At 66.1% G+C, this 25847-nt stretch carries 23 protein-coding genes and 1 pseudogene; 17 read left to right on the top strand and 7 right to left on the bottom strand.

All coding sequences use genetic code 11. The features are described 5' to 3' along the window. Positions 1-32: 32 nt before the first annotated feature. Together ABFO07_RS33235 and ABFO07_RS33230 are read left to right on the top strand one after the other, a co-directional pair. Positions 33-761, top strand: coding sequence for a class I SAM-dependent DNA methyltransferase (locus ABFO07_RS33235; RefSeq protein ID WP_060014917.1), 729 nt, complete (start codon positions 33-35; stop codon positions 759-761). Next, positions 758-1912, top strand: a complete 1155-nt coding sequence (locus tag ABFO07_RS33230) for an NAD/NADP-dependent octopine/nopaline dehydrogenase family protein (protein ID WP_060014915.1) — start codon at positions 758-760, stop codon at positions 1910-1912. Before ABFO07_RS33235 ends, ABFO07_RS33230 begins: the two co-directional genes overlap by 4 nt. Positions 1913-1921: 9 nt before the next feature. Here the strand turns inward: ABFO07_RS33230 and ABFO07_RS33225 are convergent, their stop codons facing one another. The 4 genes from ABFO07_RS33225 to ABFO07_RS33210 are packed head-to-tail and all read right to left on the bottom strand — an operon-like array spanning position 1922 to position 4852. Next, positions 1922-2809 carry a phytanoyl-CoA dioxygenase family protein gene (locus ABFO07_RS33225; RefSeq protein ID WP_059557702.1) on the bottom strand — a complete coding sequence of 296 codons (888 nt, stop codon included), beginning with the start codon at positions 2807-2809 and terminating at the stop codon, positions 1922-1924. Continuing rightward, the gene (locus ABFO07_RS33220; RefSeq protein ID WP_347469749.1) at positions 2803-3915 is read right to left on the bottom strand and encodes an NAD/NADP octopine/nopaline dehydrogenase family protein; all 1113 of its coding nucleotides are present in this window, start codon (positions 3913-3915) and stop codon (positions 2803-2805) included. Before ABFO07_RS33220 ends, ABFO07_RS33225 begins: the two co-directional genes overlap by 7 nt. After that, on the bottom strand, positions 3912-4661 hold the full coding sequence (locus ABFO07_RS33215) for a hypothetical protein (RefSeq protein WP_230942033.1): 750 nt from the start codon (positions 4659-4661) through the stop codon (positions 3912-3914). The genes ABFO07_RS33220 and ABFO07_RS33215 overlap by 4 nt, the downstream gene beginning before the upstream one ends. Beyond that, positions 4658-4852, bottom strand: coding sequence for a hypothetical protein (locus ABFO07_RS33210; protein WP_038740699.1), 195 nt, complete (start codon positions 4850-4852; stop codon positions 4658-4660). The genes ABFO07_RS33215 and ABFO07_RS33210 overlap by 4 nt, the downstream gene beginning before the upstream one ends. Positions 4853-5244: 392 nt before the next feature. Between ABFO07_RS33210 and ABFO07_RS33205 the strand changes: the two genes are divergently transcribed. The 9 genes from ABFO07_RS33205 to ABFO07_RS33165 all read left to right on the top strand — a co-directional run bounded on the left by ABFO07_RS33205 (position 5245) and on the right by ABFO07_RS33165 (position 16603). Beyond that, on the top strand, positions 5245-6879 hold the full coding sequence (locus ABFO07_RS33205) for a tyrosinase family protein (RefSeq protein WP_347469748.1): 1635 nt from the start codon (positions 5245-5247) through the stop codon (positions 6877-6879). A gap of 12 nt (positions 6880-6891) precedes the next feature. Continuing rightward, positions 6892-7692, top strand: a complete 801-nt coding sequence (locus tag ABFO07_RS33200) for a DUF2182 domain-containing protein (RefSeq protein ID WP_124479621.1) — start codon at positions 6892-6894, stop codon at positions 7690-7692. Next, positions 7689-8204 (top strand): hypothetical protein, encoded by a 516-nt coding sequence (locus ABFO07_RS33195; protein ID WP_347469747.1) that lies wholly within the window; start codon positions 7689-7691, stop codon positions 8202-8204. Before ABFO07_RS33200 ends, ABFO07_RS33195 begins: the two co-directional genes overlap by 4 nt. A gap of 174 nt (positions 8205-8378) precedes the next feature. Next, a complete protein-coding gene (locus ABFO07_RS33190; RefSeq protein ID WP_230948534.1) occupies positions 8379-10166 on the top strand; it encodes a tetratricopeptide repeat protein in 1788 nt (595 codons plus the stop codon). 291 nt (positions 10167-10457) lie between these two features. Beyond that, positions 10458-10691, top strand: coding sequence for a hypothetical protein (locus ABFO07_RS33185; protein ID WP_059881569.1), 234 nt, complete (start codon positions 10458-10460; stop codon positions 10689-10691). A 51-nt stretch (positions 10692-10742) separates the two neighbouring features. Next, positions 10743-11663, top strand: coding sequence for a DUF692 domain-containing protein (locus ABFO07_RS33180; protein WP_060015043.1), 921 nt, complete (start codon positions 10743-10745; stop codon positions 11661-11663). Further along, positions 11660-12370: a methyltransferase domain-containing protein gene (locus tag ABFO07_RS33175; protein ID WP_059557692.1), complete on the top strand. Its 711-nt coding sequence runs from the start codon at positions 11660-11662 to the stop codon at positions 12368-12370. Before ABFO07_RS33180 ends, ABFO07_RS33175 begins: the two co-directional genes overlap by 4 nt. Positions 12371-12434: 64 nt before the next feature. Then, a complete protein-coding gene (locus ABFO07_RS33170; RefSeq protein ID WP_347469746.1) occupies positions 12435-15038 on the top strand; it encodes a methyltransferase domain-containing protein in 2604 nt (867 codons plus the stop codon). After that, entirely contained in the window at positions 15035-16603 is a 1569-nt protein-coding gene (locus ABFO07_RS33165; protein ID WP_347469745.1) for a coproporphyrinogen-III oxidase family protein, read from the top strand. The genes ABFO07_RS33170 and ABFO07_RS33165 overlap by 4 nt, the downstream gene beginning before the upstream one ends. A 26-nt stretch (positions 16604-16629) precedes the next feature. On the opposite strand, the gene ABFO07_RS33160 is transcribed toward ABFO07_RS33165, so the two are convergent. Next, positions 16630-16959, bottom strand: coding sequence for a DHCW motif cupin fold protein (locus ABFO07_RS33160; protein WP_059810140.1), 330 nt, complete (start codon positions 16957-16959; stop codon positions 16630-16632). 323 nt (positions 16960-17282) lie between these two features. Here ABFO07_RS33160 and ABFO07_RS33155 point away from each other — a divergent pair, with 323 nt between their 5' ends. Continuing rightward, positions 17283-19217 (top strand): collagenase, encoded by a 1935-nt coding sequence (locus ABFO07_RS33155; protein ID WP_060014903.1) that lies wholly within the window; start codon positions 17283-17285, stop codon positions 19215-19217. Positions 19218-19302: 85 nt separating this feature from the next. On the opposite strand, the gene ABFO07_RS33150 is transcribed toward ABFO07_RS33155, so the two are convergent. Together ABFO07_RS33150 and ABFO07_RS33145 are read right to left on the bottom strand one after the other, a co-directional pair. After that, complete coding sequence (locus tag ABFO07_RS33150) at positions 19303-19602, bottom strand: hypothetical protein (protein ID WP_230943250.1); 300 nt, start codon at positions 19600-19602, stop codon at positions 19303-19305. A 403-nt stretch (positions 19603-20005) separates the two neighbouring features. After that, positions 20006-20278: pseudogene (locus ABFO07_RS33145) on the bottom strand (ISNCY family transposase); the annotation flags it as partial. A 964-nt stretch (positions 20279-21242) separates the two neighbouring features. On the opposite strand from ABFO07_RS33145, the gene ABFO07_RS33135 reads away from it, so the two are divergent. From ABFO07_RS33135 to ABFO07_RS33115, 5 genes are read left to right on the top strand one after another with little or no spacing between them, the layout of a single operon-like run. Continuing rightward, the gene (locus ABFO07_RS33135) at positions 21243-22253 is read left to right on the top strand and encodes an isocyanide synthase family protein (RefSeq protein ID WP_063894162.1); all 1011 of its coding nucleotides are present in this window, start codon (positions 21243-21245) and stop codon (positions 22251-22253) included. A gap of 28 nt (positions 22254-22281) precedes the next feature. Continuing rightward, entirely contained in the window at positions 22282-23490 is a 1209-nt protein-coding gene (locus ABFO07_RS33130; protein WP_060273188.1) for a Bcr/CflA family efflux MFS transporter, read from the top strand. Between the two features lie 29 nt (positions 23491-23519). Beyond that, entirely contained in the window at positions 23520-23858 is a 339-nt protein-coding gene (locus ABFO07_RS33125) for a protein tyrosine phosphatase family protein (protein WP_347469744.1), read from the top strand. After that, positions 23828-23989 carry a hypothetical protein gene (locus ABFO07_RS33120; RefSeq protein WP_347469743.1) on the top strand — a complete coding sequence of 54 codons (162 nt, stop codon included), beginning with the start codon at positions 23828-23830 and terminating at the stop codon, positions 23987-23989. The genes ABFO07_RS33125 and ABFO07_RS33120 overlap by 31 nt, the downstream gene beginning before the upstream one ends. Then, entirely contained in the window at positions 23986-25839 is a 1854-nt protein-coding gene (locus ABFO07_RS33115; protein ID WP_060014899.1) for an L-tyrosine/L-tryptophan isonitrile synthase family protein, read from the top strand. Before ABFO07_RS33120 ends, ABFO07_RS33115 begins: the two co-directional genes overlap by 4 nt. Positions 25840-25847: the final 8 nt, after the last annotated feature.

Below are 25847 nucleotides of genomic sequence, written 5' to 3'. Positions count from 1 at the left end.
GCACATTCCAATTCGATCGATATCGAGGCGCAATGACGGAAGCTCTCCTTTACGGCGATTTCGCGCGCTACTACGACCTGGTGCATGCGGGCTTCGATTACGCCGGCCATGCCGACGCATTGCATGCGCTGCTGCGCGCGCAAGGCGTGCGTGACGGCGCGAACGTGCTCGAAGCGGCCTGCGGCACGGCCAATTACCTGGTCGCGCTGCGCCGGCATTACGCGGTGAGCGGGTTCGACCGCAGCGACGCGATGCTGCGCGTCGCGCGCGACAAGCTTCCCGGCGCGCCGCTGCGGCTGGCCGATCTCCGGGACTTCGACTGGCCGGAACGCGTCGACGCGATCCTCTGCCTCTGTTCGGCCATTGCCTATCTGCGTTCGTGCGACGAGCTCGCCCAAGCCATCGCGGCGTTCGCGCGCGCGTTGCGGCCGCACGGGGTGCTCGTGCTGCGCCCCTGGCTGACGCCGGCCCAGGCCCGCGAAGGCGCACTCTGGATGGACGTGCACGACGGCAGCGCGCTCAAGCTCTGCCGGCAGGCCGTGCTCAAGCGCGACAACCGCGACGCGATACTCGATTTCCACTGGCTGGTCGCGACGGCCGCAGCCGGTGTCAGCCATCACGTCGATCGTCACGTGCTGCATCTTTTCGAGGATCGCGAGATCGAGACGGCGCTTTCGGCGAGCGGCTTTTCCAGCCGGCGCGTCGACGTCGCCGGCTTTGGCCAGCCGCTGTGGCTGGCCCGCCGGGCCGAGCGGCCATGAGCGCGGAGCTTTATCCCGACCGGGCGCCGGGCGCGCCGCTCCGGATCTGCGTGTGCGGCGGCGGCAGCCTCGCGCATGCGCTGGTCGCGGTGCTGGGGGCGCGCGCGTCGAACGAGGTGCGATTGCTCACGCGGCAGCCGGCGCGCTGGTCGCGGCGCATCCGGTTGATCTATCTCGACAAGGCCGAGCTGCACGGCAATTTGCACGCCGTGTCGGACGACCCGCGCGAGGTGGTCGCGGGCGCCGACCTCGTGATCCTGGCGATCCCGCACGCCGCGCGTGAAGGCGTGCTGCGCCGGATCGCGCCGTATCTGGGCCCGCACGCGTGGCTCGCGGGCTTTCCGGGCTATGGCGGGCTGCCGTGGGCCGTGCGCGCTGCGCTCGGTCCCGAGCAGCGCTTTCTCGGCCTGCAGCGCGTGCCGTACGTCCGGAAGGTCGTCTCGTATGGCGAGGTCGTGTGGGTGTCGGGCATCCGTCCCGCGCTGTTCGTCGCGACCGTGCCGGGCCGCTACGCACCGTCCGCCGCGCGATGGCTGCAAGCGCTGCTCAACATCCCGACGACGCCGCTCGCGCATTATCTGGCGGTCTGCCTGAGCAACTCCAATCCGATCTTCCATCCCGCGCGCCTTTACGCGCTCTGGCACGACGCCTCTCCGGACGGCGTGTGGGCAGCGCGCCCGCAGTTCTACGAAGACTGGGACGACCCGGCATCGGCGCGCTATCTCGCGTGCGAGGGCGATCTTCAATCGATCGGCCACGCGTGTCCGGCCGATCTGTCGGGCCGACGGAGCTTGCTCGAACACTACGGCGCGCGCGATGCGCAGGAGATGACGCGGATCATCCGGCGCATCGCGGCACTGCGCGACCGGCCCGTGCCGATGCGGGCCGTCGACGACGGCTGGACGCCCGACCTGCACAGCTACTACTTCGCCGAGGACGTGCCGTACGGCATCGTCGTGCAACGCGCACTCGCCGACATCGCGGGCGCCGCGACGCCGGCACTGGACGAGGTCATTCGCTGGGCGCAGCGCTGGATGGGCAAAACGTGGCTCGACGACCACCACGCGCTGGGCCCGGACACGCTCGGCTTGCCGGTGCCGCAGCGTTTTGGCGTGGCGAGCGCGGCGGATCTCGTCGACGCGCTCAGGTGACGCGGCCGCCTACTCGCGCCACAACACGGGAAAGACGCGGGGGTCCGCGAAATCCGGCGCGCCGCCCGGCGTCGGCCTGCACAGCAATTCGTTCGAATGCATTGCCCGGCGGCCGTTCGGCTGAATCCACGGCTGATGCCGATTCGCTTCGTCCTGCAGATGGACGGCGAGCGCGATCCGCGGGGCCGTGCCGAGATTCGGCACGCTCCGGTGCAGCACCCGGCTGTGGTGAAACACGACCTGGCCGCGCGTGACGGGCAACACGCGCACGACCGGCTCGACCGCATCCGGCACCATCGTGCGCGGCACCTGGCCGTCGAAGTCGGGCGTCAGAAAACGCCGCTCCAGCGAGATGGTCGGCCAACGGTGGCTGCCCTCGACGACGGCGAGCGTCCCGTCGTTCACGCTGCAATCCGCGAGCGGAATCCATGCGGTGAGCAATTCCGTCGAACTCGAGTTGCCCCAGTAGGCCACGTCCGTATGCCAGCCGGTTTCGGTCGAGGCGGCCGGGAGCCCGCCGGGCTTCACGATCAGGCGGTCATGGAACAGGCGGATCTCGCGCGTGCGCGCGAGTCGCCCCGCGATCGCGGCGATGGCCGGGTAGGCGACCAGGTCGCGCACCGCACGCATCTGCAGCGACAGGTAGCCGTTGATCCGGATGACTTGCGCGGCCCCCTCGACCCAGTCGCGCTGCGTCGCCTGCGCGGGAATCGACGCGTCGCGCTCGCCGCGCCGGTAGCGCGCGATATCCTCGGCGGCCGCGTCGAGCAAGCGGGCTGGAACGATCGCGTCGCTCACGTGCCAGCCCCGTTGCGCGTAGGCCGCGCAGTCTGCCTCGGTCGGCAGGCAAGCGGCCTGGTCGGGCGGGAGTGCTGCTGCGGCCGGAAAGGTCAGCATGGGGAGCCATCCAGGATTGCGGCGCCGGCGCCGGCACGGTGCGAGAAGGATTCGACGGATGCCGCGTCGCGTAGCCCCAGGGATTGCGCGTCGTGCCACGGCGGGGGCATCGCACGATCGTCGCGTGGCTTTCCGGTCAGCGTTTCGGCCCATTCGAGCATCGCGCAAAGCGCCGGCGTCTCCACGCCGGCGAGTCGGCCGATCGCCCGATGGATCGCCAGCCCGTGCGCGAAGTCTTCCTGAAAGAAGCGCGCATCCGTATCGGGCGAACCGTCGGCGCGGGACGGCACGGTGATGTCGCGCAACGGCGTCATCGCGCGGATGAGCGCCGTCAGCGCGTCCGGCGAATCCACGCCGAAATGGGCGCGCGCACCGACTTCGTCGGGCACGTTCAGCGCGCGTCGAATCCGCGCCAGCTCGTCGTCGATGCGCAGCAGGTGCGTGCTGGCCGCGTCGTCCCAGTCGCCGTAAAAGCGCACGGCGGGCGGGACGGGCCTGCCGCTTCCGTAGAGCGCGAAGAGGCGCGGCGGATGCAGCGTGGGGTTGTCGAACCCGAGCGTGACGGACAGGTAGCCGTTCAGCGGGTGAAGCTCGAGCCCGAACGCGTCGGACAGACGCGGCGCGAGCGCCGCCAGTTCGCGCGCCGGATGGCCCGCGATGCCGACGCGGCCGCGGACGGCGGTGACGTGAACCACCTGGCCGCGCACGACGGTGCGTGCGACCCACGGGGTGCGTTGCAGGCCGAAATGTCGCACGTCGTTGCCGAGTATCCGCGCAACGCGCCAGTCGAAACCGGCTGCGCAGCCGATGCACCCGACCCAGGCATGCGGCGCGAGAAACGGCCGGATGCGTTCGAGCAGCGCGGCGTGAGCGAACGCGGGCACCGCGAGCAACACCCAGTCGCGCGAGCCGATTGCGCGGGCGGGATCGTCCGTCGCATCGACGGGGCCGGCCAGGCGAAGGCGATCGCCGAAATGAATCGTCGCGATGCCCGACCAGCTCGACGGCGCGCGCGTGAGCACCGAAACCTCGAAACCCGGCCGGGCCGCGAGCACCGCCGCTGCGGTGAGCGCGATGCTGCCCCCGCCGCAGACGGCGACCTTCATGACGTCGCGGCGGCGGGCGACGGGGCCGTGAGCGCGTGCAGCTCGACGAAGGTGGCGCGAAGCAGGCTGGCGATCTCGCGCAGCAACGCGATGACGATGGGCGCGCCGCCGCGCTCGGCGGTCAGCCGATAGGCGATTTCCACCATCTCCGCATAGTGGTCGTCCTGTTCGTCGATGCGCAGGTGCGCGTTCGCGCCGCGCACGTGCCGCTCGCCGAACACCGCGGCGGCCCGTTCGATCGCCGCGCGGGAGAAGCGCGCCGAATTCCACTCGACGAAAATCGAATAGCTGACGGCGGCCACCGAGCCGACGCGGTGGATTTGCGCCTCGAGATAGTCGAGCAGCGCGCGCGTCGATTTCAACGGCGGCCGCTCGTCGATGACGGACTTGCGGTAGCCGTGCGTGGCGAGATCGGCCAGGAACATCCGATCGTGCTTCATTTCCTCGACGATGTAGTCGCCCCAGCGGCACGCGGTGTCGTAATCCTCGTCGAGCATTTTCTGCAACGCGAGCGCATCGGTGCGCGCCGTCAGGCGGATGCGATGCACGGTCTCGATCCGGTGCGCGATGTAGTAATCGGTGTCGAACGGCAGCGTGGCGTCCGCCAGTTGCCCGGCGCGCGGCACTTCGGCGCGATATCGTTGCGCCTCCTCGAGCAGCACTGCCTCGATCGCTTCGCGAAATGCCGCCGGCGACGGCGTCGCGGCCGGCGGATCCGCTTCGTACGCGTTGCGCGTGACGGTCATTTGACGAGATCGAAGCCGATCGGCAGACGGTCGACGGTCAGCCGGTCCGCCGCCGCATGGATCTCGGCCGTGCGATGCGCGCGCTGCAACAGCAGATCGACGAATTTGACGTCGTCGTCGGTCAATTTATTCGCGCCGAGACGCTCGCGAATATCACGAATATCCTGAGCGGCAATGATGACGTAAGCCATGCTGATCTCCTTGTAAAAATTATGAAGAAAGTCATGCCCTAATCTTTCTAGGTAATGGGGTGGGCGAAGTCAAGGAGCGACATCCGGTGTGATTTCGGGCGTCATGCGATTAAGCGAACACGTCATTCGTGCGATCGCAGGCCGGGCGAGTTTCATGAGAGATGACGCCAATGGAAATTTCATAGCAAATGCAATGCGAATTTCAATGCGCACTTGTATGAATAAAAACCGGCGGCGCCTGTCCTAGACTTCGAAGTCCGTCCGCAAGGGATTTCACCTATAAGGCGTTCTCCGCGCATCGGGGCCGTTCATGCGCGACAGACGGAAATTCCGTCGATAAAGAGAAAGCAAGCGGACTCGGCTTGAATACAAGTTATTAAGGAGACCATTAAATGGCCAACTATATTCGCAACGACGCCTGGAATGCGGGCGGCGATTTCAGCAATCAGGATCTCCTCTGGTACGCGCGGGGCGTCGGCAAGATGATGGCGCGATCGCTGGACGATCCGGCGAGCTGGTGGTTCTTCGCAGCCATTCACGGCGAATACCTCACGGCCGCGACGACCAAGAAGATTCCGCCGCACACCTTTCCGAGGTGGAGCGAGATCCAGGCCCCGCCGAGCGTGCCGACCACGCCGCTCCCGAACCACGCGACGCAGGAGCGGTACTGGAATCAGTGCCAGCATGGCACCTGGTACTTCCTGCCCTGGCACCGCGGGTATCTGATGGCGCTCGAGGCGCAGTTGCGCGCCGACATCGTGAGTCTCGGCGGCCCGGCAACCTGGGCGCTGCCTTACTGGAACTACTTCGGCGGCGCGCAGGGCGCCGACGCCCAGATGCCGCCGGCTTTCGCCCAGCAGACCCTGCCCGACGGCGTCACGGCGAATCCGCTGTATGTGGCGATGCGGTATGGCCCGAATGGAGACGGCGACATCTACATTCCGACGGACACGCGGGAGACGAACGATCAGGATCCCGACCCGTCCGATGGCGACGTGACGCAAGCGTGCATGACCAACGACCTCTTCACCGGGTCGGATCAGGCCACTCCGCTGCCGGGATTCGGTGGCCCCGGTCACCCGTGGTTTTCCCATAAAGGCAGCCCGCACGGCAACATGGAGCACAACCCGCACGATCTGGTTCACGTGTACACGGGCGGCGAGATCAGCAACACCGATTACGGCTTGATGGCGGACCCCGGCACGGCGGGGCTGGACCCGATCTTCTACCTGCATCACTGCAACATCGACCGCATGTGGGCGTCGTGGAATGCGGCGGGCAACCTGAACCCCGAGGACGCGGACTGGCTCAAGGGCCCCGCGAAGGTGTTCGTGATGCCGATGCCGGGCGGCGAAAGCTGGCAGTACGCCCCCAAGGACGTGACCAGCCTTGCCACGTTGAACTACACGTACGAGGATCTTGCCGTGGCCGGCCATCCCGCGGCAGCGCCGCTGCTGCTGCGGCTGCAGAGGCTGGGCGTCGCCGGCCTCCCGGTCGCGGCCGCGCACCGTGCGCCGAGCCCGCGGGCGACGCAGGCGCCTGCCGAGCTGCTGGGCGCCAGCACCGGCGCCGTCGACATCTCGGGGGCCGGCAGCGGGCCCGTCAGCGTGCGGCTGGACGCCGATGTCCAGAAGCGCGTGGTCACGAGTCTCGTGCAAGCGTCGCTCGCGGCGCCGCCCGATCATGTGTACCTCAAGCTGGAGAACGTGCGCGGCGGGCTGGACGCGACCGTGCTGGGCGTCTATGTGAACCTGCCTGCCGGCGCCCGCACGCCGGCGATCCTGCGCGCGCACCAGGCGGGTGTCATCGCGCTGTTCGGCCTGCGGCGCGCCAGCACGGCGGATGGCGCGCATGGCGGGGACGGCTTGACCTACGTGCTGGACATCACGCACTTGCTGGACCAGCTGTATCGTGAAGACCAGCTGCCGAGCGCAAACATCACCGTCACCCTGCTGGCACGTCGCGCGCTGCCCGAGGAGGAGAAGATCGAGGTCGGCCGGGTGAGCGTCTATCGGCAGCCCGATTGAGCGAGCCGCTTCATGATCCTCAATCGGCGTGAGCTTGCCCGCGTGCAGTTCGGTGTGCTGGGCGCCAGCGCGGCTGCGTGGATCGCGATTGCCGCGTCGTCGTTCGGGTTCGGGCAAGGGGGGCTGCTGGACGCGCTGTGCAGTTCGACGCAACAAGCCACGTGGCTGACCGCGGGATGGGTCCTGTCGGCCAGCCGCGGTTGGCTGTTGATGATCGTGGCGATGATGGGCCCGATGACGCTGCCCGCCATCGTGCACATCCGTGCCAGCACCTTTGCCAGCCGGCGCGCGCGTGCCGTTTCGCTGTTCGTGCTCGGCTTCCTGGCCGTCTGGGTGATACCGGGCCTGGCGATGACGGCGCTGGAACGGGCCGTGAGGGACGCGCTGCCGAATGCGTACGGTCCGGCCGCGCTGGCCGCGCTCGTCGCTTGCGTCTGGCACGTTTCGCCGTTCAAGCAGCGGTGCGTCAATCGCTGTCACGCGCACCGTCCGCTGTCGCCTTTCGGGCTGAAGGCCGATGTCGATGCCCTTCGGCTCGGGCTGCGGCACGGGATGTGGTGCGTCGGCACGTGCTGGGCGCTGATGCTGGTGACGGTCCTGCTGCCGGGATGGCAACTGGCGGCGATGGTCGTCGTTTCCGCACTGGCGTTTTGCGAACGGCTGGAGCCGCCGGGGATTCCCGCCTGGCGGTTCCGATGGCCTCGCACGGCCGGCCTCTGGCTGCGCCGCGAAATCGTGCATGCCAGGTTGCGCGTGCTGCGTGGAAGGGGGCAACATCCTGAGCACCCTGCTCGGGAACATGGACTGGTATGACCGACTCGACCAACGCGACAGGCCCGGGTCGCTCGCTGCGCGTGATTGCAGCGAGCGACGCGCCGATCCTCGTGCAACGCGACGGCGTGGCGGTCCCGCTGTGCATCGACCGCGCGGCCGTCGTCGCGCTGGCGTCCGAACAGGCTGCCCATGCCGGCGACGGATCGCTGTTCCGTTTCTACCTGATGCTGGAGCGCGTCCGCGGCACGCACGATGCGACCGTGCTGCAGGCATTTCTGCGGACCCAAGGCGCGACCCAGGCCGGCCATTCCCAGGATACCTATCTGGCCAGCGTCGGTCTGTTCGGGCTCCGGCGGGCAAGCGCGGACGATGCGGGCGAGGGGCTGCTCTACTACCTCGACGTCACGTCGCACGCCGCGTTGCTACAAGGCGCGATCGCGCTGGCGGAGGCGCATCTCCGCGTGTCGATACGGCCTCGGCAGGCGCTGCCAGGCGGCGTCGCGATCGACATCGGTCGGATCAGCATCTGCGTCGAACACGTCGACGCGTGAAAGCGGTGCTTTGAACACGCATCGCGCCGGCACGGCATACGGGGAGAGCGTGCAATGGGAACAACCGACAATCGCTCGCGATCCGGCGGCGACGGCAATATTCGAAACGCGTCGAGGCAAGCGTGCCTGGCCGGGACGATCGGCCTGGTAGTCGCGCTGAGCGCGCCTTGCGCAATGTCCGCATCCAGCGGCGACGTGCATGGCGCGATGGTTCACAGCATGCAGGGCATGGAAAGCGAGCACATGATGAGCGCGCTGCCCGGCAGCAAGTCGTCGTTCGCGCTGTCGGCCATCGCGGCCGACGATCCCGAGCCTCCGACGGATTTCCAGCTCGGCTCGCTGACGAAAGAAATCAAGACGGCAAACCCGGAGACGCAAGCATTCTTCGATCAAGGCCTGCGCTTCTACTGTGCGTTCAACTTTCGCGAGTCGTACCGCGCGTACAAGGCCGCGCTCAAGCGAGACCCCGACTGCGTGATGTGCCGATGGGGAATCGCGATGTCGCTGGGCGTGAACATCAATCAGCTCGACCAGCCCGAACAGGATCGCCGGATCGCGCAACAGATGCTCAGGGACGCACTGCGCATCCGCGATGCGGACCCGAAGGAGCGTGCGCTCGTCGAGGCGCTGTTGCCGCGCTACGAAGCGCATCGGCAGGTTCCCGACGAGAGCGAGCGCCAGAACCGGCGCAACAAGGACTATGCCGGTGCGATGATCGCGCTGGCCCGCCGCTACCCCGATGACCCCGATATCCAGACCCTGTATGCGGATGCCGTGATGAACCTCAGGCCCTGGGAATACTGGGACCGTCAGGGGAACCCGGCCTACCATGACATTCCGCCGGCAGTCGATGCCGTCGAAGGCGGGCTGAAGACGCACGCCGAGCACATGGGGCTCGTGCATTGGTACATTCATATTCGCGAGGGATCGACGGAGCCGAACGTCGTGACGCCTTTTGCGGACAAGCTGCCCGACCTCGCGCCCGGTGCGGGCCATCTGGTTCATATGCCGTCGCACATTTATTACCGCACCGGCGACCACCTGAAATCGTTCGAAGCGAATCAGAAAGCCACGCTGAGCGACGAAACCTATTTCAAGAAGGTCGACGCCGGGCCGGGAGGCGGCATCGCGCATCCGGACGGCGACCGCTATCGCTGGGGCTACTACCGGCACAACATCCATTTCGCGCTGGCCTCGGCGATCTTGACGGGCAACGTCGAGGACATGAACTGGGCCGCCGATCGGCTCCGCCATTCAGAAGGCGAGGGCGTGACGTTCCGGACCGACCGCTATCGCGGCGTCTATTACCAGTCGCTGCCGTATTTCATGTCGCCGGGCGAGATCATCCAGCAGCCACCGCCTGACGGGACGGCAAAGGACTGGCGCTATGCACGCATTTCGTGGGACTACGCGCAAGTGCTAGCCCACGTCCGCAAACGCGATGCAGGCGGCGCACGACGTGCGTATGTGCAACTCGACAAGGACGTGATCGCGTTCAGGAACGAGCGGCGCGACGAAGTGATGGGGCACCAGGCCGCGCAGATCATGCAATCGGTCGCGCATGCAAGGATCGACCAGATGAACGGCGACGCGCAAAGCGGCGTACGCGTTCTCGAACGCTCGGCCGGGCAGCAGGACGCGATGAACTATGACGAGCCGCCTTACTGGATGGTTCCGGTCAGGCAAACCCTCGCCGCACTTCTGATCGATCTCGGCCGATACGACAACGCGATCAAGGTGCTCCACGCGTCGCTCGGCAACGACGACCCGAATCGCGACCTGTATACGAGTTTCAAAGGCAACGGTTGGGCGTATTTCGGCTTGACGCAGGCTTACGAAAGAAAAGGGATCGAGAATTTGACGCCCGGACAACGACAGGACTACGACGGCGCACGGAAACGGCTCGCCGAATACTGTCCGCCCGCCGGTCGTGCATGCGCGCTGTCGCTCGATCGGATGTAGGCTCCGCAGCACCGCATGAGCCGAGCGGGAAGCTGCAGGGCAGGTGCGCGCCAAGCATTTCGAGATTGTTTTCTTTCTGACGATCCATTTTGAAATGGTAACCAGAAGTGATCGTGCGGATTGCATTGCGAGGCGCTCGAAAGTTTTATACAGCAATTACATATTTCGCAATCCTGCAAAATGAAAATGTTAATTCCTGGATTTGCTTAGAATTCCTGCTATAAAGAATTTCAGTTGTCAGGCGGAGGTGGGTGGAATCAAAGCGTTCAACTACAGGCGAAGGGGATTCAAATGGCTAACGACGACGTGAAGAAGCTGTCAGTGAGATCGGCCGAGGCGGCCGAACTTGCCGCCCAGTGCGCGGCGCAATTGGCGAAGTGCGCAGCGGCCTATCATGCCGCGGTCGCGCGCGCGGCTTCCGCGAAATGTGCGGCCGCCGCCGCCAAGTGCGCGGCAAACGCAGCCCACTGCGCTGCACATGCCGCCCACTGTGCGGCAAACGTGACCAAGTGCGCGGCAGGCTGACATGCATCACATGGGCACCGGCTCCATGGCCAACGAACGGAGGTGTTCGTGATGAACGTCCCAAGGCTTGGAGTCGGGCTCCAGTTCAACCCGGCGCTGATTGGCTGGTTTCCTTTTTTCGATCAATCCCTGGATGCCCTCGAAATCCTGTTTGACGGCGTGATGGCGCCGCTCGACGGGCCGGGGTTGATGTTGCCGGGGATGGTGGACACGATGCGCGAGGTCGCCACGCGCTTTCCGCTCGTCGGTCACTCCAATTACGGCGGCGATTTCGGGTTCGACGCGCTGTCGAGCACGCCGGCGGTGCGGCGCCACGTGCCGCTCGCCCGGAAATTCAACGTCCCGTGGGTTTCGAACCATTGCTTCTACAGCGATGCGTCGTGGTGCGACGTGTGGAGCAGCCCGTTGCAGTTCTCGCGCGCCGAGGTCGTTCGGATTGCCAACCGGGCGCGCGCGTTGCAAGACCTGTACGGCGTCCCGCTCGCGCACGAGAACGCGGCCTATTACCGGACGTGCCCCGGCAGCGACATGGAGGAGGGGGCGTTCCTCGCCCGCGTCGTCGAGTTGTCAGGCACCTATTTACACCTCGACCTGCACAACCTCTATGCGAACGCGCAGAACCACGGCGCCAGCGGCTATTCGACCGCGCGTTTCCTCGACACGATCCCGATGGACCGCGTCATCTGCATCCACATGGCCGGCGGCCGCTGGTTCGACAACCAGTACCACGACCTGCACGACACCCAGGTGGTCGAGCCGGTGTGGGACTTGCTCGACGACGTGCTGTCGCGTGCGCGCCCCGGCGCGGTGATCCTCGAATACGAAGCCGAGGCGCTGCGCAGCCGCGAAGAGACGCTCGACGTCGCGCGCTCCATCGACGTCGTTCTTGCCGACCTGGAGCGCGCACGCGCCGCGTGGGACCGCGCCTATGGCCCCGCCAGCCGCCGAACCACACAACAGGAGGCAGCGTGAAAGTTGGCCACGATATCGACGTTGCACCGGCGAACTGGACCTTCACCGGCAACGTCGCCGACACGTTCGTCGACCACGTTCGCCGGTCGGTGCCTTACTACGATGCGGGGCACGACCTGGTGTGCCAGCTCAGCGACTTCTTCTGCCACGGCGACAGCATCTGCTACGAGATCGGCGTGTCCACCGGCCAGTTGCTGCGGAAGCTGGCGGAGCATCATGCGTCGAAGCCGGGCATCACGTGGGTCGGCATCGATCCGGTCGAGTCGATGATCGCCAAGGCGCGGCAGCATTGCATCGAGGTGCCCAACATCGAACTCGAAGTCGGCGACGCGCGCTTGTATGGCTTCGAGAAGTCGGATCTGATCGTCTCCTTCTACTGCATTCAGTTCATCCCGCCGAAAGACCGGCAGGACGTATTCAACCGCATCTATGAGCGCCTGAACTGGGGCGGCGCCTTCATCCTGTTCGAGAAGGTTCGCGCGCCGGATGCGCGCTTCCAGGACATGGTCGTGTCGCTCTACAACGACTACAAGCGGCGCGAAGGGTTCACGGCCGACGAGATCCTGAACAAGACGGCGAGCCTCAAGAGCGTGCTGGAGCCGTTTTCCACGGAAGGCAACCTCGGGCTGCTCAAGCGCGCGGGGTTCGTCGATATCACGACCGTCATGAAGTATCTGTGTTTCGAGGGGTTCCTGGCCATCAAGTAGGCCGCTGCGAGCAAGCGATCTCCGTCGCCGCGCGCGACCGGACTCTTCGAACACGGGAGGGGTGATGGATGCCAGGCTGGTATGGGATACGTGGCGGCGGATTCTCAGCGACGATGAACTTGTCGAGATGGTCACGCGGGCGGGGCACGCCGATGCAGCCGCACTCGCGAGCCTCGGCGCCGCCGAGCGCGCCGTGGTGGCCGACTATGCCCGCACCCCGCAGGCGACGCAGACCAATATCGGCATGTACCGCCGCAGCCTGGTGCGCATCGTTCGCGTCGCGCTCGGCCGCGTGCCGCTGAGTCAGCATCTGCTGTTCCTGAGCGGGCTCGACGTCGATGCGGTGGCCGCGGAGTTCGCCCGTGTCAACGGCTATGCCGACGACGGCCCGAACTTCTGGCGGCTTGCCGGCGCCTTCGTCGCCTATCTCGCGACGCGTCCCGAATTCGCGGCGCCGGCGCACCAGGACGCGCTGGCGGTCGATCAGGCGCTGGTCGCGCTCGCCCGCCGTCTCGGCGAGGTCACGGTCGATGCGTGGCCCAACGCGGTTGCGGCCGGAATCGGCGGCGTTGCCGGTTCGGATCGCGCATTCGTGCGCTTCGTCGCGTCGCGCGCCGCCGTCGTTGTCAGGTCGCGCCACGACCTCACGCCGTGGATCGAAAACCCGTACGGCTTCGATCCCGCCGACGCGCTGGACGCGTCGCCGCGGCATTGGCTCGTCTATTTCCCTGACGCCGACAGCGCGCCCGCCTATGCGGAGTTGTCCGAGCGATCGGCCCGCATCTTCGAGCTGCTGGCAACGCCGCATTCGGCCGCCGATGTGGCGCGGGCGCTGGGCAGCCTGTCCGAAGCGGAAGCGCTCGAGGTGATCGACCGGCTCGCCGCACTCGGCGTCGTCGTCAGCGAGAAAGGCGGCGGGCGCGCCGTGGCGAACCCGTTTCAGAACGATACGCTGGGCAGCGATGCGTTCGTCATGCTCGATCCGGCGGTCGAGATGCTGGACGTCGAAATCGCCGAACACCGGTTTCTGTGCCACGGTTACTTCGAAGTCGGGATGGCCGTGCCGCCCGGCGAGGGGCTGTCCGACTTCGTCGCCGAGCTTGCGGGCAAGCCCGTCAACGTGGGCGCGCTGCGCAAAGGCTTCGACGATCAGCACCTGATCGACACGATGCTCGCCGCGCTGCGGCAGCATGGCTTTCTGCACGTGACGTCGGCGCGCGTGCCGTCGGCGGACGAACTGGCGCAATTGCGCCTTTTGGCCGCGGAGAGCCGCCGAACGAGGCTGTGCCACACCATCGACGCGCATCTCGACACTGCATCGGCCGACGCCATTCGGGCCCGTGTCGAGGCGGAATCGACCGCACCGCAACTGCATCTGCGCTGCGCGCGAATCGGCGATCACGCATCGACCCTCGCCGAGCTTGCGCGCCTGCGCCAGGCGGGCCTTTTGCGCCTGCATCACACGGTGGTGCAGGCCGTCGATCCGGGTTGCGATGCCGACGTCGTCCAGTCGCTGCGCCGCCTCGATGCCGGCGTGATCGTCGACGATGTGCCGTGGCCGGCAGCGCGGCCCATCGCCGGCCTCGACGCGTTGACGCGGGCAGGCGTGCCCGTGCATGCGCGGATGGCGCCCGACCGCTCGTTCCTCGATGCCGCGACGCGCGCGCGCGCCGTGGCCTGGGCCGAAGGGGCAGGGCTCTGCGGCTTGTGCGTCGAGCTCGATGCCGACGCGCTCTGGCCCGCGGGAAAGGCGAGCGAGACCGATTTCGTCGGCGTCTTCGAAGCCGTGCATGCGCTGGACGAGACCTTCGGCGATGTCAGCATCGCCAACCTGCCGAGTGACGAGGTCGTGCTCGGTAACGCTTCGTTGCCGCGTCCCGAGGGGCTGTCGGACATTGCCGCGCGTTTCCGCCTTGCCTATCTGCGCTGGCGTCTGCCGCTGCTGAAGTCCTTCGAAGGCGACAACACGTTCAGCCAGACGCCGGAGGCCGAGGAAAAGCTCGTTCGCCTTCGCGAAGACCTGCTGCCCAATCATCCCGAGCTGCTCGATCTGGGGCCGGGCAGCGTCGTCGTCGACGTGTGCGGCGGCAATGGCCGGGTGGCGCGCCGTCTGTCGCCCCTGGTCGGCCCCGACGGCCTCGTCGTCTCGATCGAGATGCTGCGCTGCGTGACCGATCGTGCGCGCCGCTTTGCGTGCGAGCAAGGCTACGTGAACGTGCAGTTTCGCTCCGGGCTGGCGCAGCGCATTTCGTTGCGCGACGGCTCGGCCGATGCGGCCGTCAACGAATGGACCGGCGCGATCTGGCAACTGGGGCTCGGCCCGGCGATGGTGGCCGAGATGGCGCGTGTCGTCCGCGTCGGCGGTCGAATCGCCGTCACGCACCGCCTCGTGCGGCTCCCGCTTCATCGGCTCGGGCAGCCGTGGGTTCAGTTCGACGACATCTACGCGTTGATGCGCGCGGCCTTCGATCGCCCGGACCTGACGATCGTCGTCGAGCGCGTGTGGGGACAAACCGTGTCGACGCTGGCCGGCGAACGGGCAAGCGCATGGCGCAAGCACTATGTGCCGCGACTCGTGAATCCGTTCGACGTGACCTACACCGAGGACAGGGATCCGGGGCCGCACGCCGACGTGTGCCTCACGATCATCGCGGAGCGCATTCGATGAGGACCGATGCACCGGCCCAACGCGTGGGGATGCGCTCGCAGGCCGCCGCCTTCGACGACGCGCGCGCCGCGCTGGCGCGGCTCGGCATCCCCGACATGCTGCCGGCGCTGCACGCCGCGGGGTTGAGCATCCGGCGCAGTGTGCTGGGCGGCACCCATTCGGTGGCCGTCTACCCGCCGATCGACTCGTTGATGCCGGTCGAATCGAGCACGGTTCTGAATGCGATTTGCTTCGGCGGCGATACCAGTCTTTACGTGCATATCCCGTTTTGCGAAACGCGCTGCACCTTCTGCCATTACACGGTGCAGCACTATGCGGGCAAGGGCAGGGCATCGCAGACCGGCGAGAACGACGTGGCGCGCTATCTCGACGCGCTCCGGCGCGAACTGGCGCTCTGGAGTGCCAGGCTCGCGCGATCGGGCACGGCGCTGTCGTCGATCTACATTGGCGGCGGCACGCCGCTGGTGCTCGAGGAGGAGGCGCTGCGCGACCTCATTCGCGTGATCGGCGACAACTACGACATCTTGCCCGGCGCCGAGGTATGCATCGAGGGCAGCCCGCTCACCATCACGGCCCCCGGCGGCGCGGACAAGCTGCGTTTCCTGAAGGCGCAGGGTTTCACGCGCCTGAGCTTCGGCGTGCAGTCGTTCGACGACGCCGTGCTGAAATACGCGGGGCGCGGCTACAAGCGCGAGGTGCCGATTCGCGCCGCGCAGATCGCGAGCGAGATCTTCGACAACTGGAATCTCGATCTCATCCAGGGGCTCTACAAGGGGTCGCCGGCGGAGGCCTGGCAGAACCTTCAGACGATCGCGGAACTGCGGCCGGCGCATCTGACCTGGTATCACGGCCGCTTCGCCGACCGGCCGCAGGGCGACTGGTATCGGTCCGAAGACCGGCACGGCGAATTCGAGGACGAGCACGAGACGCTGTTCGGGCGCATGCTGATCTGGCAGGGCATGGAGGCGCTCGGCTATCACTCATGCGACGGCAACCGCTTCGTGCGCGCGCAGCACTATACCGATCCGTTCAAGAAGGTCCGCACGTCGGTGTCGCGCGATCTGCTCGGCGTCGGGGCGGCGTCGTATTCGCACGTCGGTGCGGGCCCGGCAGGGTACGGCTGCCGAGGCTACGCGTTCCGCAACGACACGCAGATTCGCGCGTATGCCGACCGCGCGCTGGCCGGCGAGATTCCGATCGCCACCGGCCGCGCGATCGACGACGAGGAGTTGCTGGCGATGTCCTACGCCACCGGGTTGCGCAGCGGCCGCGTCGAGGATGCCGTGCTGCACGCGATCGCCGCCGGCAAACCGCAGCTCTGCGCGCATTATCGGGAGCTGGCCGGCAGGCTGGTCGGGCTCGGTGTGCTCGAGCCTTATGCGGACAGCGAAGGCAATGCGGGATTGCGGCTGACCCGGCTCGGCCGGCTGTTCGAGGACGAGACGCTTGCGCTGTTCTTCAGCCCCGCCGTCAAGCGTACCCTGACGGCTCGCCCCAAGCCGATGGCTGCGCCCGTGCGGATCGTGGCGAAGCCCGCCGCGGCGTTGCCGGCGGCGCGTGCCTGATCGGCAGGCGGCACCGAAGGTGCGCGTCAATCGACGATGAACAGCCTGGCGCCGACGTCGGTGGACGAACGGTGCGGTTCCGCGTCGTCCGCGACCTGGTAGCTCATGCCCGGCAACAGCGTGAACGCGCGGCCATCCTTGAGTTCGGTGTGCAGCTCGCCCTCGAGACACAAGAGGATGTGCCCTTTCGAACACCAATGGTCGGCCAGGTAGCCCGGCGTGTACTCGACCATGCGGACGCGAATCGTCCCGAAGGTCTGCGTGCGCCAGTAGGCAGCGCCGCGTTCGCCCGGATATTCGACCCGATCGACCTGCGACCAGTCGGTGGTGCCGAAGGGAATGTCTGACATTTTCATGGTGAAGACTCCATTGGATCGCTTCGTGCCGGTGTGGGACGACGTGCTTCCGGGAGGCGCGCGCATAAGAAGGAGGCGCGCCGTGTGACCCGTCACGGGCAGGATACAGCCATCGCCGGGTCGCGTGCCGCCCGGATTTCGAACGGCAATTCCCGGCTATTTTATGGAGTCCGGCCGATTGATCGAATTGTTGAAAAAATGATCGTCAATGTGCGATTCGTCAAATCAATTCGGATTTATAAATTTTGAGCCGTCGTTAAATTGACATTTCAATATTCCATGTTATATCGTTTGCGCTCAAAAAATAATTGAGGGCAACTAACATGTCAATCAATGAGGTGTCTCGAACCGCCCGTCGCTGGTCGGCCGGGGTGGCGCTGTCGGTATTCGCGGGGCTGATCGGCACGGCATCGGCCAATACGCAGGCGACGCCGCAAAAGCAGGCGCGCATGCCGCGCGTGCCGCAGAACCTGCCGGTTTCACCCGAGCAGGCCGAGTACAACCTGCCGCTCAGCGAGCAGGATCGCGCGGCGCTGACCCGGCCCTCGCAGCTCAAGCAGCCGTCCAAGCGCAGCAAACGCAGCGCCTCGGGCGCGGATTGCCGCGACATGTCGGCGATGACCCAGTATCACGGCGCGGCGCTGGCCGATTACATCGCGAATCTTCCCGATTACGAATGCCATTACGGCCTGTTCTCGGTCGACAAGACGCTGGCCGCGCAGATCTTCAATGCCGAAAACGTGCACGCTGTCGCGAGCCGTTTCGTGCAGGAAATCTATCGTTACGATGCGAGCAATTTGATTCTGGTCAATTTGCTGATTTATCTGCGCTCCGCGTATTACCAATATGATGTATCGGGCATTGCCGATCCGATCCCGAACCTCGCGGTGTCGCTGCGTCCGTATATCAAGCAAAGCCTCGAGGGCGAGGCGCTCTATCGTGACAATTCGCGTGCGCCGAGCACCGCGAGCGAGCTGATGAAGCTCATCACGAACATGAAGGACGAGGCGTACTATCTGCCGACGCTGAAGAACCGCGTCGCGTCGTACACCGCGAGCGCGACGAACCCGCAGGCGGCGGCGCCGCTGCTGCAGCGCAGTGCGGCGGGCGGCTTCACCGGCTTGCTCACGGTGTTCTTCTACGCGCATCAGCGCAGCGGCGCGCAGCCGATGCTCGACAGCGACGCGACGCTGCCGGAGACGCTCAACCGCTTCGTCACCGCGAACCGCGCGAGCCTGTCGAACACGAGCGCCGCGTATCAGCTTGCCGACGCGGCGCGCGAAACGTTTCGCTTCATCCGCTATCCGAAGCAGAAGCCGCGGGTGAAGAAGATGATCCAGGACATGCTCGCATCGACGAGCATGACGGGCGCGGACAGCGATCTCTGGCTTGCGGCGGCGGAAGCGGTCGACTACGGCGACCCCGGCAACTGCGCGGACTATGGCACGTGCGACTACAAGAAGCGGCTGACCGATGCGGTGCTCACCCATCGCTACACGTGCAGCGCGAGCGTGCGCATTCTCGCGCAGGACATGACGATGCCGCAGCTGCAATCGGTCTGCACGGCGGTCGCGCAGCAGGACGATTACTTCCACCGGATGATGAAGACCGCGCGCAAGCCGGTCGCGGGCGATCGCAACGACACGATCGAGCTCGTCATCTTCGACGACTACGCGAACTATCGGAAGTATGCGTCGGTGATCTACGGCATCAGCACCGACAACGGCGGCATGTATCTCGAGGGCGACCCGTCCGCGCCCGGCAACCAGGCGCGCTTCATCGCGCACGAGGCATCGTGGCTGCGGCCCGAGTTCAAGGTGTGGAACCTCGAGCACGAGTTCACGCACTACCTCGACGGCCGCTACGACATGGCAGGCGATTTCACGGTGAGCACCGCGAAGCCGACCGTCTGGTGGATCGAAGGCGTCGCCGAATATCTGTCGAGAAAGAACGACAACCAGGAGTCGATCGACGCGGCGCGCGCGGGCACGTACCGGTTCTCGGATACGCTCGGCACGCGCTATTCGTCGAGCGACTATGTCGCGCGCGCCTACCGGTGGGGCTACATGGCGACGCGCTTCATGTTCGAGCGCCATCGCGCGGACGTCGACACGATCGTGTCGCGCTTCCGTGCGGGCGATTACGACGGCTACGCGAACTATGTCGCGTACATCGGCAATCGCTACGACAGCGAGTTCGCCGACTGGGCGCGCAACGCGACGACGGCGGGCGAGCCGCCGGTGCCGGCGAAGCGCTGAACGGCCGCGGTTATTGACTCAAGCGCCGGCGCGGCCGAGGGAGGCGATGCCCCCTCGGCCACGGTGGCATCGCGCTGATCGATGTTCAGCTGATCGAACCGATTACGACGAAGCTGAAATTCCGGTCGGTATATTTCCCGTTCGCGTCACCGGTTTGAATCGTGGCCCCGCTGCCGGAAAGCGCCGGGAAGATCACGTTGTCCAGCGTGTTTTGCCCGCCGCCGTATCCCCATTGCGAGCCGACGATCGCCGGATTGTTGACGAATGCGGAGTTGAACGACAGCTGATACGTGCCGGTGCTTTCGCGTCTCACGGTGAATCCGCCCGAGCCATCCACCACCGTGCCGTTGCCTAGGACGCTGCCCCACAGGGTAACCTGAGCCATGATCGCTTCTCCTTTGATGTTTTTTAAAACAATATCGAGAATTGAAAACGGGGTGTCGATCCTGTGTGTCCGTCATTTTCCGGATCGACTGTTGTATTGTAGGCGGTGGATTTTGAAAGTTAGGATTGGCGACAAATAACTTATTCGTCTTTTGATTTTCGACAAACGGGGTTCGTCATTTTTCGAGGGCGCTCGCGGCGCGTCGTCGTCCGGAACGCTCGTTCTCTGCGGCCATGTCACGCGAAGATTCAACTGTCGTAGCGGCAGCTAAATACAGATGTCGCGTGTTTCATCGGTTTTCCCGTCATTCAGCGTCGAAGGATTGCGCTTGAAGCAGCAGGGCGCTGACGCTCGATCAGCGGGACTTGGCAGAGCGCCGTTCCGTTTCCGCTTGTGATGCAAGCTTCGCAAAGCGGGCGTCATACGCGGCCATGAAGGAGGGCGCATAAGCGTTCGCGCCGGCTACCGTACTGATCCCGCGTAATCTCAGCGCCTTGACCGGCCGGTCCTGCAGCGTCAGGTGCGCACGCTCGACGCACTCCTTGGCCGAACTGCTGTTCGCGCAGAACGTGTCGATGTTCAGCTCGTACATCGCACGGCCGAAATGCGTCACCCGATTGCCACTCTTGCCCGGGTTGACGTTACGAAACACGCTGTACTTGTCGCTATAAAACGCCCATCGAGGCGGACCATCTGCCGTTATGGCGCGTAGAGCGAGTAGGCGCCGCCAGGCAGCTTGCGCCCGGTTTTCGCGACCGGCGCCATCTGCGCGCGGCCTTCGTGCGCGGCTTCGGGGCGCCACCGCGGGCGGTGCGGCGCGAGGCGAGGCGCGCCTAAAACCGATTCGCTCGGGATCCTGAGCGTTTAGGGGCCGCGGCGAGAGGCGCGTTACCGGGCTCGCCTCGGCCGGATAGCCCAATCCCGGCGTATGTAAAACAAAATGCAGATGCCTTGCCGATGGCAATGGGAATGCCATTTGAAGTGGCCTGCCTGGATTCGAATCATGGCGAATGATTTTATTGAATGCTTCGCAGCAGAGTCTGGAATATCAGGCCGGAGTTTGTTGAAAATTACAGGTTGGCTGATCGGCATATGGAATCCTCGCATTTCCTGATCAAAGCTATCGATTGGCGACGCGATATTGAACAAATGGTTTGTCGATATCCCGGCTCGGTTCGTCGAGCTGCTCGCCGCATGAAGTCGGAGAAGGGTGGAAGGTAAATCGTCAACAAAATGACGGATTGTTGACGCTGGGGCGTTCCCTTTGCCGGCGCGGGTATCGAGGCGAAAACGACGAAAAACAATGCGCTTGAATGCACGCATTTCTCTCAACAATCACCCCTTTCTTACCGGTGGAATAAACCGGCGGAAAAATCAACTTGTGAGAACAAAACGATTATTCATGGGGTGAATTTCATGTTTAAGGAATTCCGATATTTCTGTTGACGAAATGTTTATCGCTATGTAAATTCCATTCGCGTAAACAAGATAAGTTAATTCCTTGGGTGAATAACCCGGTTGTGTCGCTGCTGCCGCCATATCGATTCCATTCCCTGGCCGGACGTGGAATGGCGGAATTAGAACGCCATGCGCGCGGCTTTGCGCGGTAATGGCGCGGACCATCCATCCTGAGAGAAATCATGTCCGTTCAACTAGGATACGCCGTCGTGCGCGAAGCACGGGATGACGCGTGGGCGCTCGCCGAGGCGATCGTTCGCGAAGTGTTCGCCTTGCGCAACCTGCACCGCTCCGAGGACGAGACGCCGTACCGCTTTGCCGAGGAGGCCCGGCATCACATCGAGGCGATCCTGCCGGTGGTGGAGCGCGGCGAGCCGGTGACGATGATCCTGCCGGCCTTTCCGGGCAAGTCGCCTAATCGTAGCAAGACGCTCGGCGCGCTGCCCGACCTGGCCGAGAAGCACGCGCTGGCGAACCTGGCGCGGCTCTGTCGGCGGATCGGCGCGCTGTATGCACCCGGCGCGAAGCTGATGATCTGCTCCGACGGCTACTGCTTCTCGGACGTCGTGAACATCCCCGACCCCGAGGTGCGGCAGTACCTGGACAGCCTGGAAGCCTATGCGGGGCGCCATTTCCCCGGCGTGTTCGAGTTCTTCGACCTCGACGACACCTTCCGCTATCTCGACGACCTGACCTCCAAGCGCGAGGAACTGCTGATCGTCCACAGCGATTCGGTCGACCAGATCAAGCGCCAGTGCGCCGAGGATCCGGCCGCGATCGCGATGTACCGCGGCATCACGCGCTTCCTGTTCGAGGACACGCAGGGCATCGAACGCTTCAAGGGCCTCAGCAACACGGCGATCCAGAAGATGGCGCGCAGCAACGCCTATCGCGTGATCCAGCGCAGCAACGCCTGGGGGCGGCTGATCGACCGCAGCTTCCCGAACAGCCTGCGCCTGTCGATCCACCCGCAGTTCCGAGCCTCGAAGAAGATCGGCATCCGCCTGGTCGACTGCGACGACGTCTGGCTCACGCCCTGGCACTCGGTGGCGGTGCGCGAGAACGACCGGATCGTGCTGAAGAAGCGCTCCGAGATCGACGAGCGCAATTCCGTGCTGGTGTTTACCGACGGCATTCCCTGCCACTTCGTCCATTACCCGCAACCGGACCTGAGCATTCTTCACCATGGCTGAACGAAATCTTCCGCCGGCGGCGCCCGCCGTGCGCCCGCCCCCCGTGATCTACCTGGCGCTGCTGGCGATCCTGTCGATGCTCGGCACCGACATCTACCTGCCCGCGCTCGGCGAGATCCAGGCCGAGCTCGGCACCTCGGTGTTCCTGGTCGGGCTCTCGCTGACCGTCTACGCGGCCGGCACCTGCGTGACGCAACTGCTCTACGGGCCGGTGTCGGACGCGATGGGGCGCAAGCCGGTGCTGCTGTTCGGGCTGCTGGTGTTCGTCGCCGCCACGCTCGGCTGCCTGTTCGTGCGCGATATCGGCGGCTTCCTCGCGCTGCGCTTCCTGCAGGCGTTCGGCGTGTGCGCGGCCACCGTGCTCTGGCAGCCGATCGTGACCGACGTGCACGCCGGCAACGATGAGCGCGTGCGCGGCATCTTCGGTTTCGTGATGTCCTTCGTCGGTATCTCGCCCGCGCTCGCGCCGCTGGCGGGCGGCGCCATCGCCGGCGCCTTCGGCTGGCGCTACACCTTCGTGGTGCTGCTGGCGCTCGGCGTGCTGATGCTGGCGTGGACCGCCGCGCTCTACCGCGAGACGCATCCGCGCGAGCGCCGCGCCGCGCGCCCGGCCGGGCTGCGTGCCGTGTTCGCGCCGTATCGCACCTTGCTGGGCGACCTGGGCTTCCATCTCTATGCCTGGTCGGTGGCGGCCGCGGTGGGCGGCTACATGGCCTACCTGACGGTGGCGCCGTTCGCGCTCGCGCAGTTCGGCCTCGCGCCGGTGTGGATCGGCGTGAGCTTCCTGCCGCTGGCGGGCCTGTTCGGGCTCGGCGGCGCCGCCGCGAAAGGGCTCGCCGCGAAGTACGGCGACGAGGGCGCTCTGAAGGTCGGCGCCTCGCTGGCGGTGGTGGCGGGCGCGTTGTTCTGGCTGTCGATCGAGAGCGGCTTCGGCGCCACGCCGGTGCGCTACGTCGCCCCGTTCGGGCTGATGACCTTCGCGATCGGCATCACCATCCCGACCGGCTCGGCCGGCGCCATCGCGCGCTTCGCCTCGATCTCGGGCGCCTGCTCCAGCGCGATGAACTGCCTGACCTCGGTCGCGGTGCTGGTGGCCACCATCCTTGCCTCGATCGGCTACCAGACGGCCGGCAGCCGGCCGCTCGGCGCGATCCTGGTGGTCGCCGCCCTGGTCTCGCTGGGCTGCGCGGCGGCATTGCGGCCGGCTCACGGCCGCCGGCACGTTCCCGCCCGCTGAAGCGGGCTTATTCGACGCACGGAGATAGCATGAAGCAATTCGGAATCAGCAATGAACGCTGGTTGGATGAATGCACGCTCACATCCGGCCAGCCGTCCGCCGAGCAGTTCGGCCGGCTGGCGAGCGAGGGGTTCGAGGTGGTGATCGATCTCGCGCCAACCGACGCGCGTTATTCGATCGAGGACGAGGCCGGGCTGATGCAGCGCCTGGGCATCGAATACCACTTCCTGCCGGTCAACTTCAAGGCCCCCACGCTGGCCGATTTCGTGCGCTTCTGCGCCGTGTATCACGCCAGCGCCGGTCGCCGGCGGCTGGTGCACTGCGCCGCCAACTTCGCGTGTCGGCCTTCGTCGCGCACTACCAGATGATCTACCACGGCTGGACCACCGAGCAGGCCGATGCCTGGGTCGCCGACATCTGGAAGATGGCCGACTACCCGGTCTGGGAGCGCTTCATCCGCATGCTGCGCGACAACCTGTTCATGGCCCGCGCGGCATGAACCAGCGCGCCAGTCAGTTCGAGGACCACGCCGCCGTGGTCGAGCGCTTCATGGCCGTGTTCGCGGCGCGCCTGTCGCGCGAGGGCGAGCTCGCGCGGCTCTCGCCCGCGCAGCGCGACGAGCTCGCGACGAAGGCCCATGCCTTCGTCGCGCGCGGGGAGCCGATCCGACTCACGCTGCCGGGCTTTCCGCTGAAGGCGCCGCTTGCCTCGGGCAAGGTGCTCGGCGCGCTGCCCGATGCCGGCGAACGCGCGGCGCTGGCCTATCTCGACGCGTTCTGCGAGGAAGTGGCGGGATTCCATGCGCCGGGCTGCCTGATCGACCTGTTCAGCGACGGCCTGACCTTCCACGACCTGCTGGGCGTGCCGCGCGAGGTGGCGAACCGCTATCACCATGCGCTGCGCGAACTGCACGCGTCGCGGCACCTGGTCTGGCATTCGTATTCGAGCGTCGATCCCACCTTCGAGCGCGCCACCGATAGCGCCGATCGCGCGCTCGCGCCTTACTGGCCCGAGCCGCGAGCGCTGCTCGGCGACGCCCGCCATGCGCGCCGCGTCGCCTCGCTGCGCGGCCTGCTGGCGCGCGAACGCGGCCTGGCCGGCGCGGCCGGGCAGGGTGCCGCTGGCGACGCGGCGGCCGGCTTGGCCGAACACCCGGCGCCCGACCTCGCGAATCCCCCGATGGTGCCGGCGGGACAAGCCGCCGGCACGCCTGCCGATCTCGAAGCCGCTGCGCGCCGCATGGCCGAGCGCGGCATCGCGCTCGATGCCTTTCTTGCGGCGAGCCTGCCCGACGGGATCCGGCTCACCGTCCACGACCCCGCGCCCGAGCAGCGCAAGGTTCCTGTCCGGATGCATGCCCGCCGCGGCGACGCCGCGCTGCCCTGGCATGGCGTCCTCGTGTATCGATCGAATGGAGAAACCATCATGCTGAGCAAACAAGCCGCCGTCGATGAACTGGAGGTGGCCGTGATCGGTCGCGCCGGCCAACCCTGGTGCGGCGTGGAAGGCGCCGCGCCGCTGGCCGAGCACTGCGACATGGAAATCGTGCATGGCGAGGATTTCGGCCTGCTGGTCACGCCGCGGCCCGGCAGCGGCCGCCTCGACTGCAACGCGCTGTCGCGGGAAGCGGTGGCGGCCCTCACGCGCCGCTACGGCTTCGTGGTGCTGCGCGGGTTCGAGGTGGCCGACGAGGATGCGCTGGTGGCCTTCACCTCGCAGTTCGGGCGTCCCTACATCTGGCAATTCGGCCCGGTGCACAAGGTGATCCCCGAGGAACAGCCGAACGGCTATGTGCATTCCTTCGAATCGGTGCCGCTGCACTGGGACCTCAGCATGCTGCCGCTCACGCATCCGCTGGTGCAGCAGGACGAGCACTTCGCGGCCACCCTGTTCGCGCTGCATTGCCGCAAGGCGCCGCAGCCAGGCGAAGGGCAGACCACCCTGGTGGACGCGCGCGCGATCGTCCGCGATCTCGATCCCGCCACGCTCGCGCAGTGGGAGCGGCTGAGCCTGACCTACAACACGAAGATGACCTATTTCGGCGGCGTGCCGCGCACCTTCCCGCTGATCGCCGTGCATCCCGAGACCGGCGAGAAGCTGCTGCGCTACCAGGAGGGCAGCGAATCCTCGCTGCAGCGCTTCGAGGTCGACGTCTCCGCGCCGGACCCGGTGCCCGAGGATTTCGTCGCGCGCGTCAACGCGCTCGCCTATTCGCCGAAGTACCTCGTCGAGCACGAGTGGCAGGACGGCGACATCGTGATGGTCGACAACTACAGCGTGCTGCACGGGCGCCGCGCCATGTCGCGCGATTCGGCCGCGCGCGAGCTGTGGCGCGTCCAGGTCTATTGAAGCGCCGG

Source organism: Burkholderia stagnalis, from assembly GCF_039848545.1.
Lineage (GTDB): Bacteria > Pseudomonadota > Gammaproteobacteria > Burkholderiales > Burkholderiaceae > Burkholderia > Burkholderia stagnalis.
Note: the sequence above shows the minus strand (reverse complement) of the source record. Positions and strands in the feature narration are given on the sequence as shown.

Excerpts from the sequence above, each read along its gene's own strand:
- ABFO07_RS33220 (WP_347469749.1), bottom strand. The coding sequence starts at position 3,915 with ATGAAGGTCGCCGTCTGCGGCGGGGGCAGCATCGCGCTCACCGCAGCG.
- ABFO07_RS33115 (WP_060014899.1), top strand. The coding sequence starts at position 23,986 with ATGAACCAGCGCGCCAGTCAGTTCGAGGACCACGCCGCCGTGGTCGAG.
- ABFO07_RS33150 (WP_230943250.1), bottom strand. The coding sequence starts at position 19,602 with ATGGCTCAGGTTACCCTGTGGGGCAGCGTCCTAGGCAACGGCACGGTG.
- ABFO07_RS33125 (WP_347469744.1), top strand. The coding sequence starts at position 23,520 with ATGAAGCAATTCGGAATCAGCAATGAACGCTGGTTGGATGAATGCACG.
- ABFO07_RS33190 (WP_230948534.1), top strand. The coding sequence starts at position 8,379 with ATGTCCGCATCCAGCGGCGACGTGCATGGCGCGATGGTTCACAGCATG.
- ABFO07_RS33135 (WP_063894162.1), top strand. The coding sequence starts at position 21,243 with ATGTCCGTTCAACTAGGATACGCCGTCGTGCGCGAAGCACGGGATGAC.
- ABFO07_RS33205 (WP_347469748.1), top strand. The coding sequence starts at position 5,245 with ATGGCCAACTATATTCGCAACGACGCCTGGAATGCGGGCGGCGATTTC.
- ABFO07_RS33210 (WP_038740699.1), bottom strand. The coding sequence starts at position 4,852 with ATGGCTTACGTCATCATTGCCGCTCAGGATATTCGTGATATTCGCGAG.
- ABFO07_RS33180 (WP_060015043.1), top strand. The coding sequence starts at position 10,743 with ATGAACGTCCCAAGGCTTGGAGTCGGGCTCCAGTTCAACCCGGCGCTG.
- ABFO07_RS33200 (WP_124479621.1), top strand. The coding sequence starts at position 6,892 with ATGATCCTCAATCGGCGTGAGCTTGCCCGCGTGCAGTTCGGTGTGCTG.
- ABFO07_RS33235 (WP_060014917.1), top strand. The coding sequence starts at position 33 with ATGACGGAAGCTCTCCTTTACGGCGATTTCGCGCGCTACTACGACCTG.
- ABFO07_RS33185 (WP_059881569.1), top strand. The coding sequence starts at position 10,458 with ATGGCTAACGACGACGTGAAGAAGCTGTCAGTGAGATCGGCCGAGGCG.
- ABFO07_RS33160 (WP_059810140.1), bottom strand. The coding sequence starts at position 16,959 with ATGAAAATGTCAGACATTCCCTTCGGCACCACCGACTGGTCGCAGGTC.
- ABFO07_RS33215 (WP_230942033.1), bottom strand. The coding sequence starts at position 4,661 with ATGACCGTCACGCGCAACGCGTACGAAGCGGATCCGCCGGCCGCGACG.
- ABFO07_RS33225 (WP_059557702.1), bottom strand. The coding sequence starts at position 2,809 with ATGCTGACCTTTCCGGCCGCAGCAGCACTCCCGCCCGACCAGGCCGCT.
- ABFO07_RS33230 (WP_060014915.1), top strand. The coding sequence starts at position 758 with ATGAGCGCGGAGCTTTATCCCGACCGGGCGCCGGGCGCGCCGCTCCGG.
- ABFO07_RS33170 (WP_347469746.1), top strand. The coding sequence starts at position 12,435 with ATGGATGCCAGGCTGGTATGGGATACGTGGCGGCGGATTCTCAGCGAC.
- ABFO07_RS33155 (WP_060014903.1), top strand. The coding sequence starts at position 17,283 with ATGTCAATCAATGAGGTGTCTCGAACCGCCCGTCGCTGGTCGGCCGGG.
- ABFO07_RS33195 (WP_347469747.1), top strand. The coding sequence starts at position 7,689 with ATGACCGACTCGACCAACGCGACAGGCCCGGGTCGCTCGCTGCGCGTG.
- ABFO07_RS33165 (WP_347469745.1), top strand. The coding sequence starts at position 15,035 with ATGAGGACCGATGCACCGGCCCAACGCGTGGGGATGCGCTCGCAGGCC.